Origin of the sequence: Caecibacter sp. AF58-12pH5A (genome assembly GCF_027681725.1) — a bacterium.
Lineage (GTDB): Bacteria > Bacillota > Negativicutes > Veillonellales > Megasphaeraceae > Megasphaera > Megasphaera hominis.
Map to the genome: position 1 here is coordinate 1 of NZ_JAQDBC010000027.1, position 12,638 is coordinate 12,638.

The following is a 12,638-nucleotide window of genomic DNA, read 5'->3' on the forward strand; positions in this document are numbered from 1 at the left end:
TGCAAATAAAAAGAGGATGTGGACAAAATGATTTCTCATTTTGTCACATCCCCTTTTTTCTATGCCACTAGGGCTTTCCTGTTAGATGAGAGGCTTACAAATAGACGAAATGTCGATTTTCTTGTCTTTTTCCAGCATGCCTGTCTGGATGAGGAAGTCCTGTGTCTGTTCCAGGTCGGCAATGTCTTTTTCGCGGATGGCCGGGTCGAAATCATACCAGCCGGCCATGGCTTCTACCTGATCGATAGTGAGGCCCGTCGCTTCTGCAGCGGCAGCGTAGTCCTGCTGGGGATTTTCGGCATAATCCTTGACGACGCGGGCGTGGGTAGCCATGAATTTCTTCGCTACGTCAGGATACTGCTTGATGAAGTCCGTGCGCATGGCAATGACGATCGTCGCATCGAGGAGGCCTTCACCGGTCGTGAGGACGCGGCCGCCGTCGGCTTTCATCTTCAGCGTGGCCGGGCCGGCCAGGAGCGCCGCATCGACGCTGCCGCCGGAGAGGGCTGCCGATGCCTGGGGAATGCCCATGGAGACGAATTCTACGTCGTCAGGCGCCATGCCTTCCCGGGCCAGTGCTGCCAGAAGCAGCTGGTGCAGGATCGTGCCCTTCGGACCGGCGACCTTCTTCCCTTTCAGGTCCTTCGCGGACTGGATGGACGGATCCTTGGTCATGATCATAAAGGCCTGGGGCGCGCGGCTGTAAATACCGACGATGGTCAGGTCGACGCCGTTGGCCTTGGCCAGGATGGCACTGGTACCGCCTAAGGCGTGGCAAATATCGATTTTGCCGGCAGCCATGGCTTCCGTTTGCTTCGGACCGGCGTCCAAATCGGAATAGTCGATGGCAATGCCTTCGGGCTTAAAGGCGTCTTCAAAGACGTGGTCCTTCTTTTCTACGATGGAAGGAATGTTGAGAGGCGATTTGACGTATGTCATATGAATGGCTTCCGGCTTCTTAGCCGTATCCTGGGCCGGCTGGGATGAGCCGCAGCCGGCCAGGGCGACGGCCATGATAAGCGAAGCCAGGCCTAAAAAGATTGCTTTTGTACTACGTTTCATGAGATTCCTCCAATAAGTGTAAGATAGTTTGTTTTTCTCTCGTCCGATCGGCCAGAGCCTGGCGCGGATAGGCTTCGGAACGGGTCAGAAGGCCGCTTTGCCGGCCGCGGCGCAGGACCAGGATCCGTTCGCCCAGGCGCAGGGCTTCGTCCAGATCGTGAGTAATAAAGATAATGGTTAAGGGCTGGCGGACATACTGCTCCATGAGCTCGTCCTGGAGCTTTTCCCGCGTGAAATAATCGAGGGCCGCAAAGGGTTCGTCCAGGAGCAGCAGCTGTGGCTGGCACGCTAAGGTCCGTACGAGGGCTACGCGCTGGGCCATGCCGCCGGAGAGCTGGTCAGGATAGGCCTTGCGGAAGGAATCCAGACCAAAAAGGTATAGATACTGGTCGGCCAACGCCGTGGAACCGCCCATGCCATACTGCCAGATACGGACATTCTCTTCTACGGTCAGCCAGGGCGAGAGGCGCGGCGACTGGAACATGACGCCCGTCCGGGGCCGGGGACCGCCAAAATCGATCTGTCCGGCTGTGGCTGTCTCAAGACCGGCCAAGAGGCGCAGGAGCGTCGTTTTGCCGCAGCCACTGGGACCGACGACGACGGAAAAGGAGCCGGCAGGAAAATGGGCGGTGAGATCGGACAAGGCCTGTACGACCGTCCCATCGGGCAAGTGATAGGTATGACTCAAATGGCTTACGGTAATATCAGGCACGGTGGTTCTTCCTTTCTGTCCAAAGCAGGTGCCGTCCGGCCCAGGCCATGAGGGCGTCGGCGAGAATGCCCAGGACACCCAGGGTGAGGATACCTGCCAGGACGACGTCAGGACGGGCCATCTCTTCCCCATCGAGGATGAGGTAGCCCAGGCCCGCTGCGGCGGCGATCATTTCGGCGCCAATGAGGGAACGCCAGCTGTAGCCCAGGCCGATGCGCAGGCCCGTATAGATGGACGGCAAGGCCTGAGGCAGGCGGATATGCCAAAAGACAGCCCACGGCGACAGGCCGTATACGTGCCCCATCTCGATTAATTGTGGGTCCGGTTGGGCCATGCCGGCCAGGGTATTGAGGAAGATGGGGAAAAAGGTCGCCAAGACGACGATGATGATCTTACTCGTTTCGTCAATGCCAAACCAAAGGATCAGGATGGGCAAGAGGGCCAGGGGCGGTACATTGCGCAGGAATTCCAGGACGGAATGGCTGTACACGTAGGCTTTATGGTTGAGGCCCAGGAAAATGCCAGCCGGCATGGCCAGGCCAGCAGCAATGAAAAAGCCAATGAGCACGCGGAGCAGGCTGGCGCCGACGTGCCGTGCCAGCTGGCCCGATACGGCCAGTTGCCACCACGTCGAAAGGACCCGTTCCGGTGCCGGCAGAATATAAGAGCCCCACCAGTGCCAGCGTGCGCCCAGCTCCCACAGCAGCAGGAGTAGCAAGGGCAGGGCCAGAATCGGCAGGGCCGTTGTCAGTACAGAAATAAGACTTTTTTTGCTCACGTTACTCCTCCCAGGCACTATCCGGTAAGGATGTAATTTCCGGCCAGGCTTCGTTGATAGCTGCGGCCATCAGCTGCTTGCCTGCCGGGTCGAGATGGAGCCCGTCCAGGGCCAGTTCCGTACGGAGCTCGCCTTTTTCGTCGTACATGCCCGGCGTAATGTCGATATGGACGTGCGAGCGGACGCAGGCATTGACGCGGCCGAACTGGAACTGCCAGTCGTCAGCCGTTTCACTGTCGAAGCTTTTTTTGATATTGGCCGGATTGACCGGCGGCACCGTCAGGAAAACGGGACGGATGCCATTTTCTAAGCATTTTTGGCGGACCGCTTCCATGTCCTTCATGACGATGGACGCGCCTTCGCCGTTGCGCAGGCTGTTAGAGCCCATGAGGATGATGAGATAACGCGGATGGAAGGGCAGGACGTCCTTTTCAAAGCGTTCCCGCGTCATGGTACTCGTATTGCCGCTTTCGGCCAAATTGACCGACGGGAAATCGAGGTAGTGCTGATAGCTGAAGTCCCAGTCCGTAGGCGAATAGGAAACGCTGCCGCCGCCATGGCTGATACTGTCGCCGTACGTGGCTACTTCGTAATCGGCATCGGGATTGGTCACAAAGGGCTGGGCGTCGGAATAGACGCCGACAGGATTGCCGGCACTGTCGAGGGCCCGGACGCGCCAATAAAAGGGATGCGGCCCATAGCGCGCCTTTTGGTCGTATTGCTGAGCATATTGGGGATGGTAGACATCGATGCGGTGCTCCGACGGCGATATGCCATTGGGATTTTCCGGCGGTCCGTCAAGGATTTCCAGCTCGTACGACGCGGCGCCCGGTACGGCAAGCCAGTCGTATACAGGATATAAGAGGACCGTGCCGTTGCCCTCGTTGTAGGCCGACAGTGGTGTCGGTTTTTCTATAAAATAGCCCATACGGTCAATGGGGACCCGTTCCAGGTCCGAATAGTCACTGACGGGATTGCCATCCAGATCGAGGCCGCACACGCGGTAATAAAAGACATCGCCTGTAAACATATCGGGCAGAGCCAGCTCGATGCCGTTCGTATAGGCCCGCTGCGTATCGACGATGGGTTCGTAATAGGCTTCCTGCCCTGCTGTATCGGGCTCGTGCCGTTCCAGGACCTGTACGTCGTACATGACGGCCCCATCGACGCGGGACCAGCGCAGGACCGGGTGAATCGAAGCGGGTTCGTCTTCTGTATAGTGCAGCCACGCTACGGGCCGGTTGGCCGACGGCTGCGCTGCCGACGAGACGTATATTTTCTGTGCCTGCTCCAAGGGCGGCGCCACGACGTATCTGCCGTGCGTGCTCTGCCGCATTCTGGCGCCGGACATCCCCGTCGCGACGGTCAAGGCCAATAACACTGATAATACTAAGACACTCTTATTCCGCATCTGCTTCACCCCCCAATGTCCGCACTGCGCTTTTGATAATGTTTATCGTTCTTATTATACTATGCTTTGGCCGGTGCGACAACCTTTCCTTTGTCACTTTCGGCCTTTGCTTTTTCCTTCTTTTGTGTGGCTTCGAAGCCATACTGCTTCTTCCACGTATTGTCGAGCTTGCGAATTTCTTTTTCCGACAGCATCTTGGGCTTGGCCGTCAGGGCGGTCTGTAACTCCGTGCGGATTTTCGTGCCGTCGTCACCGCCGGCCAGGGTCATGATGCGCTGGCCATTGACAGAGAGGTCGGCCCCATTTTGCTGGATATTCCAGACGTTGGCCGCTGCCAGGCTGCTGGCTGCTGCCGTGCCCTTAGAAACGATTTTGACCGTGCCCGTATCCTTGTCCGTACGCGTTACGTTACGGCTCGTAAGAGGCGTCGTGACGACCTTCTTGTCGTTTTCGGCCTCACCGTAGACATTGTGGGTAACACGGGCCAGATTGCCTGCTACGAGGAAGGCCCGGCGCCGTGACGAGTAGTCACCGGACGGAGCCGGACGCAGGACCGGCAGGGCATTGACGTAAACCGTGTCACCGCCGACCTGGACGTGGTTGCCGGACCAGCGGGTCATACGCTGGCCGAGCTTTTCAATACGGCTGCTCATTTGCGGATGGTTGTTCGGGCTGAGGACGCGGCCAAAGCCTTCGCGGTAGAGGTCGCCGTATTTTTCATAGACGAGCTGCATAGAAGACGGCGCGCCGCCGACATTGAAGTTCGTATTCTTGAGGACGTTGAAGCCATCGGCATCGGCCTGTTTTTCCTGATCCATGGTAATCAGCTCGTTATCGATGTAGTTGACGGCAATACCGCCTAAGAGGACATCGAGGACGTCAGCGTTGCCGCCAAAGGCCAGGTCTACTGCCAGGGAGACGCCGATGCTCTTCATGACGCCGTTAATGGCGTGATGGTGCTCGCCGTGCTGCATTTCATGACAGAGCGTAAAGGCCAGCTCGTCGTCATCGAGGACGTTCATCATGCCCTGGTTGACGGAGATGACGCCGCCAATGGTTTCAAAGGCGTTGAGCTCCTGGCTGGGATTGGCGTAGACGTCGTAATCGCGCTTGATCATGCCCGTCTGGACGAGACGGTCCGTAATGCGTTCCAGCCGCTGCTGGGAATATAAGTCGCCGCTGACGCCGGTCTTGTCCTTGACCTGGGCCAGCATTTGCGGCTGGCCGTCGCGGTCCATTTTGCTGAGCTGCTGCTTAATGAATGCCGCAGCGGCTACGCCGTACAGAATTGTTTCCGTCGTCGACGCTGCTTGGGCCAGACCGATAGGAGCGCTAACCAGAGACGTGCCGACGAGTGCTGTCAGTATCCATTTCTTCCATTGTTTCACCCTGTCCCTCTCCTTTCGCGCAGTCAGGCAACAGGAGCTGCCGGCAGACGAGGTCTGCCTTTTTTGCACGGGGCCATTGCTTGATCTGCCATTCCCAGTGCATAGCGGCGTGCTTGGACGTAAAGGCCTGGCTCCAAACCAGGACAACAGGCTGGCGGGAACGCGTATACTTGGCGCCACGGCCGCTGTTGTGTGCAGCTACACGCTGGTCTACGTCGCGCGTCCAGCCCGTATAATAAGAGCCGTCGGCGCAACGTACGACATACGTATAATAGGCTTCTGCCTTATTTTTCAACAATTTGAATCGTTTCTACTACGACATCTTCTAAAGGTTTATCGCGGAAGTCTGTCTTGACGTGGCTGATTTTTTCGACGACATCATAATTTTCGACGACTTTGTCGAAAATGGAATGATGGTTCTGGAGCCACGGTGTCGGTACGACAGTGACGAAGAACTGGGAGCTGCCTGTATTCGGGCCGGCGTTGGCCATAGCCAGGACGCCCGGTTCGCTGAAATCGAGGCCCGGACCGAATTCGTCAGGGATCATTTCGTCGGAGCCGCCAAAGCCTGTGCCCTGGGGATCGCCGCCCTGAATCATGAAGTCGCCAATGATGCGGTGGAAAATGGTGCCGTCGTAGAAGTTGCTTTCAGCGAGCTTGCGGAAATTTTCTACCGTAATCGGTGCTTTGTCCGGGAATAATTCTACCGTGAAGTCACCGTTGTTCGTTTTAAATACTGCATATACTTTATTTTCTGCCATGATTATGTCTCCTTTAAATGATAATTTAAATTACTTACTCACTATTACTATACCTTAGAACGATAGAGATGACAAGGCAGTTTTTTTTCAAAAAGACGGGACAAAAGGCCGTAACTATGCTATACTTTGCAATATATACTGATATTATCAGGATTCGCAGTCAAGGGGCTGCCAATCCGTTTTTGCCGAAGGGATGTGCATATTTTGAAGTTAGGAATGGCGCAAATGTCTATGTCGAGAGACGTAGAGAAAAATCTGGAAAAGTCGCTGGCCTTTTGCGATGCCGCCGCCGGCTGTGACCTCCTCTTCTTCCCGGAAGTACAGCTGTCACCGTTCTTTGCCCAGTATGAAAAGCAGGATGCCTCGGCCTACTTATTTCAGCCTGATGCTGCCTGTATCGACTGGTTTAAGCAAAAGTGCCGGGAACACCACCTCTACATTTCTCCTAATCTCTATTTGGACCAAGGCGGCAAGGCTTACGATACAAATCTCTTCCTGACGCCGGCCGGTGAGCTCCAGGGGACGGCCAAAATGGTGCATATTTTCCAGGCTGAGCAGTTTTACGAGTGCGACTACTATACGCCGTCAGACGAGGGCTTTCAGGTCTTTTCTACGCCTTTTGGCCGCGTCGGTATCGTCATCTGTTTTGACCGGCACTTGCCCGAAAGTATCCGCACCTGTGCCGCCAAGGGGGCCGATCTGGTCATCGTACCGACGGCCAATACGAAGGCTGAGCCCTTGGAAATGTTCGAATGGGAAATGCGCGTCCAGGCCTACCAGAACCAGACCTTTGTGGCCATGTGCAACCGCGTAGGCAAGGAAGGCGGCATGGACTTTGCCGGCGAGTCACTGGTTATCGACCCATGGGGTGAGGTGCTCATCAAGGGCGACGCTACGGAACAGCTCCTGACATGTGACCTCGACCTGTCCCTGGCCCGCAAGGCCAAGGCCGAACGGCCTTTCCTGAAGCTGCGCCGGCCTGAGATGTACGAATAAAAAAAGCTGTGCAAAAATGAATTCACATTTTTGCACAGCTTTTTGCTTGTACGTAAGTTGAAATTATTTCAATTCAACCGTAGCGCCAGCTTCTTCGAGTTTAGCTTTGAGAGCTTCAGCGTCAGCTTTAGCAACGCCTTCTTTAACAGGAGCAGGAGCGCCATCAACGAGGGCTTTAGCTTCTTTCAGGCCGAGACCCGTTACTTCGCGAACAACTTTGATTACGCCGATTTTCTTGTCGCCAGCGCTGGAGAGGATTACGTCGAATTCCGTTTTTTCTTCAGCAGCAGCAGCCGGAGCAGCAGCAGCGGCAACAGCAACCGGAGCAGCAGCGGATACGCCGAATTTGTCTTCCATAGCTTTTACGAGTTCAGACAGTTCGAGAACGGTCATTTCTTCAATGGCTTGCATGATTTCTTCTTTAGTCATTTTTTGTTCCTCCAATGGTTTCTTATTAGTAAGAGTGTTTGTTTTTAGTTTATATTATGCACTTTCCTGTTCGGCTTTTTTAGCGCGTACAGCATCAAGCACATAAACCATGTTGCGGATATTGCCCTGCAATACGTTGACCAGACCGGAAATAGGGGCCTGCATGCTGCCAACCAATTTGGCGAGCAGTTCTTCGCGGCTCGGCAGGTTTGCCAGAGCTTCAACGCCAGCAGCGTCAATAACTTGACCATCACAGATACCGACTTTAACAGTCAGTGCTTCTGTTTTGGTTTCTTTGATGAATTCTTTGAGGATCTTAGCCGGAGCTACAGCATCTTCTGTGGAGTATGCCAAAGCGGTCGGACCTTCGAGGAATTCGCTCAAACCTTCATAACCAACTTCGTTTGCAGCAATGCGGGTCAAGGTGTTTTTGATAACCTTGTATTCTACATTACCTTCACGGAATTTACGGCGCAGTTTTGTAACGTCAGCAACGGAAAGGCCAGTAAAACCTACGAGTACAGCACCCTGTGCAGACTGCAGTTTTTCTTTCATTTCGTTTACGACGGCAATTTTAGCTGGGGAAATCGTTTTGTTTTGCGGCATAGACATTGTTTCGATACACCTCCTTAAAGTGGATTTATATCGTCTTAGCGTAAAAAACGGCCTCATTTCACATGAGGCCGAACTAGTCAAGTTTAGATATCTGCTAGTTTCTAAGCCTCAGATGGCGGGCTTGCGCCCATTATACATACCTTCAGTCTACAGCTAAGAGAGATATTATTTTGTTTCAGCTTTTACAGCACCTTTGATGCTGTACTGGTTGATGTGGATGCCAGGGCCCATGGTCGTACTTACCGTAATGGATTTGATGTACTGGCCTTTAGCGCCCGACGGTTTAACCTTAACCAACGTATCAACGAGGGTTGTCAGGTTTTCAACCAATTTATCTGCATCAAACGATTTCTTGCCGATAGGGGAATGAATATTGCCGGCTTTGTCCGTACGATATTCTACCTTACCTGCTTTACTTTCGTTGATAGCTCTGGTAACGTCCATTGTTACAGTGCCGACTTTCGGGTTAGGCATGAGGCCTTTAGGACCAAGGATTTTACCAAGGCGGCCAACTTTACCCATCATGTCCGGTGTAGCAATAGCTACGTCAAATTCAAGCCAGCCACCTTTGATCTTTTCAATGAGATCATCAGCGCCAACGAAATCAGCGCCAGCTGCCTGAGCTTCTTTTTCTTTATCGCCCTGTGCGAAGACGAGGACGGTTTTCGATTTGCCGATGCCGTGTGGCAGAACCAAAGCGCCACGAACCTGCTGATCGGCATATTTCGGATCTACGTTCAGATTTACAGCCAATTCAACGGTTTCGTCAAATTTAGCTAAATCCATCTTTTTCAAGATGTCGATTGCTTCTGCTACGTCATACTGCTGATGTTTATCGAACAGTTTAGCGGCTTCTGCGTATTTCTTACCAAATTTTGCCATCTAAGTGTTTCCTCCTTTGTGGTGATTAGCGGGGAATACCCCTTCCACGAGCCGAAATCAAGATTAGTCGACGATTTCGATGCCCATGCTGCGGGCAGTACCTTCAACCATCTTCATTGCTGCTTCAACGTCGTTGGCGTTGAGGTCCGGCATTTTAGTTTCCGCGATTTCGCGGACTTTATCGCGGCCCAGTTTTGCTACTTTTTTCTTGTTCGGTTCGCCCGAAGCTTTGTCGAGGCCTGCTGCTTTCTTCAACAGTACAGCTGCCGGCGGCGTCTTCGTGATGAACGTGAAAGAACGGTCTTCATAAACGGTAATTTCAACAGGAATAATGTAGCCAGCCTGTTTAGCTGTACGTTCGTTGAATTCCTTTACGAAAGCCATGATGTTGACACCAGCCTGGCCTAATGCAGGGCCAATCGGAGGCGCCGGAGTTGCTTTACCAGCTTCGCACTGGAGTTTTACCATTCTTGTTACTTTTTTTGCCATGGTGAGTTACACCTCCTTACACTACAAGATGTGGTCAAACGATTCGAAAGAATCTCCCACTCGCGGCATGTGCCGCATTTAGAAGTATTTATTCCAGACTTTTCTCAATTTGAGAATAGTCGACTTCTACCGCTGTTTCCCGACCGAACATGTCGATCAGGCCTTTCAGGGTGCCTTTTTCTTCATTGATTTCCGTAATGACGGCAATGAAGTTTTCAAAAGGTCCAGACGTAATACGAACCTGTTCACCTACTTCAACAGAAAGATGTACTTTCGGTTCGCTTTCAGCAATTCCCTGCGACTTCAGAATGCGTTTCACTTCTTCTGGCTGCAGCGGAACCGGCTTCGTCGCCGAGCCGACAAATCCCGTGACGCCAGGAGTGTTACGGACGACGTACCAGGAACGGTCATTGACTTCCATTTCTACGAGGACATAGCCGGGAAACACTTTACGTTTTACCGTACGTTTCTTGCCATCCTTCACATCCACTTCGTCTTCCATCGGTACGAGGATACGATTGATTTCGTTTTCCAGTCCCATGGATTTGACCTTCCGTTCCAGGTTAGCCATTACTTTATTTTCATAACCAGAATACGTATGGATAACATACCATTTCTTATCAGTTTCCATCTATGCGCGGGCCCCCTATCCGACAATGCTTCGGAGTAACCGGAACAGTTGAGAAAATACACCGTCAGACAAAGCAATAATCGCCATGACGACAATGGTGGCAACAATAACCATAACGGTATAATTAATCAATTCTTTTTTCGTCGGCCAGATGACCTTTTTTAATTCTGCCTTAACACCGCGGAGAAATTTGCCGTTCGCATCCTTTTTCTTATTCTTTTGTGCTTTCTTTGATGCTGTAGCTGCCATATAACCTCTCACATTCAAATAAGATTAAGCACATCTTATTTCAAACTTATTTCGTTTCTTTGTGTAATGTTTCTTTTTTGCAGAACGGGCAATATTTCTTCAGTTCCAAACGATCCGGATTGTTCTTTTTGTTTTTGTTTGTCCGGTAGTTACGCTGTTTGCATTCTGTGCATGCCAATGTAATAGCTGTACGCATTCCTTACACCTCTCTCAAATCGTAGTAAAAGCCTGCTCTCTAGTCAGGACTGCTTACCTAATGTATCATACCCAGCAGACTAAGTCAAGATAAAAACATGCTAACTTAAAAAAGCTAGGTGAACCTTGCACACCTAACTTTTCAAAGTATAGCATAGGATTGTCGTGCCTGTCAAGAAAGGCTGACCACGTGATCAGCCTTTCCGGCGCTTTTATACGGACGGCGCTGTCTTTACCAGACTGCCGGCTGTGTCTTCGTCGAGGGACGTGCCGGCCGTCGTGCCGGCAGCCGGTGCTACGGACTGCAGCGTATAGACCAGATTACCTGTAAGGCGCCCTTGCAGGCGGTACAGGATATACGCGTCTTCACTATCGATATAGACGACGTCGCTGTGTACGACGCCCGGCGCTGTGCCGTAGGCTGTCGTTACCATCTGCGTATCACCGTTCCAGCTCGTCTGCGTGTGCATAGCCGAAGCCAGGGTGAATACCGGCAGCCAGACGCTGCCACCCTTGCCAAGCGCCCGTTTCGCCAGTTTCTGGCCGTTGACGTAAAGGTCGTAGGCCTTGGCTACATACGTCGGCTGGCCGTCGGAGGCGGCGATCTTATTGTAAATATCGCCGTATTCTTCAAAATCTTCTACTCCGTAGCCGGCCAGGGCCTCTTTGACCTGCTGTGCCGTCAAGGGCTGGCGGCCATAGCCATCGGGGTAAATGTAATAGGAAATGGTGTGGTCCGGGTCGCGGTCGATGACGATGCGGTCATAGTAGATAATAACCGGTGTGCCGATGCTGACGCGGTTGTACAGGTCTTCGACATCGGCTTCGTGCATGCGGATGCAGCCGTGGGAGACGTAACCGCCAATGGAACTCGGCGCGTTCGTGCCGTGAATGCCGTAGTTGCCAAAAAGGCCGAGCCAGCGGTAGCCCAGGGGACAAGCGGGACCGGACGGAACCTGTGTGCCCGTATCGGGGTCGATCCACGTGGGATTTACTTCTTTATCGGTAATCGAATAGGTGCCGGTCGGCGAGGGCGTAGACGCTTTGCCTACACCGACGGGATACATGGTGATTTTCGTATCACCCTGGTAGAGAGTCAGGATGCGGCTGGCCAGATTGAGCATAATCTTTTTTTCATCGGCCTTTTTCGGCGCCGCAGTCTGCGTGTCTGCCGGCGCAGACGAAGCCGGCGTAATCGTCACGACCGGTGCCGCCGTGGTGTTGCTCTTGGCCGGCGCTTTGACCTGGACCAGCGCGCTGGCTGCAGCCTGGCTTGCCGCTGCATCAGCAAATGACGTCGGCACCGTCCGCAGGGTTGTTTCTTCCGGTGCCGTTGTACCGGCTGCCCAGGCCGTCGTTCCGGCCAGGGACAAAAGCGCACAGAGTGTGACTGCCATATGTTTTAACACTATAGTACCTCCTAATTCTGCCGCCCCTATGCCTAGGGGCGGCTATACACCGATTCTTTGCCGCACAGGTACAGGCTTTCGTTACCCGTCAGTTAATGCGGGCACTGATGCTGACGATGTAAAAATTCTGCACATCAAAGGCCAGCTGTTCGCCGCCTGTGCCATCGTATACGTACAAAGATTTATCGTTAAAATTATAAATATGATCGGCCGTCCCGTATACACGGGATAAGACGCTGGCTTCCATGCCTACGGCTACGTGATCGGGCGTAGTCAGGTTGTCCGTCGTGCACGTAGCGGCTACGGCCTGGCTGCCGTTTGCATCAAAGCCGACGAGAAAGCCATTATTATAGTTGTATTCCAAATAAGACTGGTCCCCATTGGAGCCTTCGTTTTTGCTGGTCGGTTCGCCGTAGACGCTTTCTACGTAGGCCGGCGTACAGCCCGGGCCGACACCGCCGATGGCAATGCGGTCATTGGCAATCTGTGCCGAAGCAACAGAAGACACCATACAGGCTGCACCCAAAAGCAGGACAGCCATTTTATTCTTTAGTAACGCAAACACACTATCAGACTCCTTCTCTTCCGTCTCTGTCAAATCTCCCTTGCGCGCTGCCATTTCTATGGCAGC

At 53.1% G+C, this 12,638-nt stretch carries 17 protein-coding genes; 1 reads left to right on the forward strand and 16 read right to left on the reverse strand.

Going from position 1 to position 12,638, the window contains the following annotated elements; all coding sequences use genetic code 11:
• Nucleotides 1–81: 81 nt before the first annotated feature.
• The 7 genes from PGX44_RS10500 to PGX44_RS10530 are packed head-to-tail and all read right to left on the reverse strand — an operon-like array spanning nucleotide 82 to nucleotide 6,112.
• Nucleotides 82–1,062 carry an ABC transporter substrate-binding protein gene (locus PGX44_RS10500; RefSeq protein WP_498855338.1) on the reverse strand — a complete coding sequence of 327 codons (981 nt, stop codon included), beginning with the start codon at nucleotides 1,060–1,062 and terminating at the stop codon, nucleotides 82–84.
• Nucleotides 1,052–1,774, reverse strand: a complete 723-nt coding sequence (locus tag PGX44_RS10505) for an ABC transporter ATP-binding protein (RefSeq protein WP_498855339.1) — start codon at nucleotides 1,772–1,774, stop codon at nucleotides 1,052–1,054. Before PGX44_RS10505 ends, PGX44_RS10500 begins: the two co-directional genes overlap by 11 nt.
• A complete protein-coding gene (locus PGX44_RS10510) occupies nucleotides 1,767–2,552 on the reverse strand; it encodes an ABC transporter permease (protein ID WP_498855340.1) in 786 nt (261 codons plus the stop codon). The genes PGX44_RS10505 and PGX44_RS10510 overlap by 8 nt, the downstream gene beginning before the upstream one ends.
• A 1-nt stretch (nucleotide 2,553) precedes the next feature.
• On the reverse strand, nucleotides 2,554–3,963 hold the full coding sequence (locus tag PGX44_RS10515; RefSeq protein ID WP_498855341.1) for an SGNH/GDSL hydrolase family protein: 1,410 nt from the start codon (nucleotides 3,961–3,963) through the stop codon (nucleotides 2,554–2,556).
• A 59-nt stretch (nucleotides 3,964–4,022) separates the two neighbouring features.
• Nucleotides 4,023–5,351, reverse strand: a complete 1,329-nt coding sequence (locus PGX44_RS10520; protein WP_498855342.1) for a M48 family metallopeptidase — start codon at nucleotides 5,349–5,351, stop codon at nucleotides 4,023–4,025.
• Nucleotides 5,296–5,646, reverse strand: a complete 351-nt coding sequence (locus PGX44_RS10525; protein ID WP_186504187.1) for a GIY-YIG nuclease family protein — start codon at nucleotides 5,644–5,646, stop codon at nucleotides 5,296–5,298. The genes PGX44_RS10520 and PGX44_RS10525 overlap by 56 nt, the downstream gene beginning before the upstream one ends.
• Nucleotides 5,636–6,112 (reverse strand): peptidylprolyl isomerase, encoded by a 477-nt coding sequence (locus PGX44_RS10530; RefSeq protein WP_498855343.1) that lies wholly within the window; start codon nucleotides 6,110–6,112, stop codon nucleotides 5,636–5,638. The genes PGX44_RS10525 and PGX44_RS10530 overlap by 11 nt, the downstream gene beginning before the upstream one ends.
• Nucleotides 6,113–6,328: 216 nt before the next feature.
• Between PGX44_RS10530 and PGX44_RS10535 the strand changes: the two genes are divergently transcribed.
• On the forward strand, nucleotides 6,329–7,108 hold the full coding sequence (locus PGX44_RS10535) for a carbon-nitrogen hydrolase family protein (RefSeq protein WP_498855366.1): 780 nt from the start codon (nucleotides 6,329–6,331) through the stop codon (nucleotides 7,106–7,108).
• A gap of 63 nt (nucleotides 7,109–7,171) precedes the next feature.
• Here the strand turns inward: PGX44_RS10535 and rplL are convergent, their stop codons facing one another.
• The 9 genes from rplL to PGX44_RS10580 form a co-directional block, all read right to left on the reverse strand.
• Nucleotides 7,172–7,537, reverse strand: coding sequence for a 50S ribosomal protein L7/L12 (rplL, locus tag PGX44_RS10540; RefSeq protein ID WP_498855344.1), 366 nt, complete (start codon nucleotides 7,535–7,537; stop codon nucleotides 7,172–7,174).
• Nucleotides 7,538–7,591: 54 nt separating this feature from the next.
• Nucleotides 7,592–8,149, reverse strand: coding sequence for a 50S ribosomal protein L10 (gene rplJ / locus PGX44_RS10545; protein ID WP_374048463.1), 558 nt, complete (start codon nucleotides 8,147–8,149; stop codon nucleotides 7,592–7,594).
• A 168-nt stretch (nucleotides 8,150–8,317) separates the two neighbouring features.
• Entirely contained in the window at nucleotides 8,318–9,034 is a 717-nt protein-coding gene (gene rplA, locus PGX44_RS10550) for a 50S ribosomal protein L1 (RefSeq protein WP_498855345.1), read from the reverse strand.
• Nucleotides 9,035–9,097: 63 nt separating this feature from the next.
• Nucleotides 9,098–9,523 (reverse strand): 50S ribosomal protein L11, encoded by a 426-nt coding sequence (rplK, locus tag PGX44_RS10555; protein WP_186504169.1) that lies wholly within the window; start codon nucleotides 9,521–9,523, stop codon nucleotides 9,098–9,100.
• Nucleotides 9,524–9,611: 88 nt separating this feature from the next.
• A complete protein-coding gene (gene nusG, locus PGX44_RS10560) occupies nucleotides 9,612–10,154 on the reverse strand; it encodes a transcription termination/antitermination protein NusG (RefSeq protein ID WP_186504171.1) in 543 nt (180 codons plus the stop codon).
• 15 nt (nucleotides 10,155–10,169) lie between these two features.
• A complete protein-coding gene (secE, locus tag PGX44_RS10565) occupies nucleotides 10,170–10,403 on the reverse strand; it encodes a preprotein translocase subunit SecE (protein ID WP_186504173.1) in 234 nt (77 codons plus the stop codon).
• 46 nt (nucleotides 10,404–10,449) lie between these two features.
• Complete coding sequence (rpmG, locus tag PGX44_RS10570; RefSeq protein WP_014015374.1) at nucleotides 10,450–10,599, reverse strand: 50S ribosomal protein L33; 150 nt, start codon at nucleotides 10,597–10,599, stop codon at nucleotides 10,450–10,452.
• Between the two features lie 211 nt (nucleotides 10,600–10,810).
• Nucleotides 10,811–11,995, reverse strand: coding sequence for a L,D-transpeptidase (locus tag PGX44_RS10575; protein ID WP_498855346.1), 1,185 nt, complete (start codon nucleotides 11,993–11,995; stop codon nucleotides 10,811–10,813).
• A 100-nt stretch (nucleotides 11,996–12,095) separates the two neighbouring features.
• Nucleotides 12,096–12,572, reverse strand: coding sequence for a hypothetical protein (locus tag PGX44_RS10580; RefSeq protein WP_498855347.1), 477 nt, complete (start codon nucleotides 12,570–12,572; stop codon nucleotides 12,096–12,098).
• Nucleotides 12,573–12,638 lie beyond the last annotated feature (66 nt).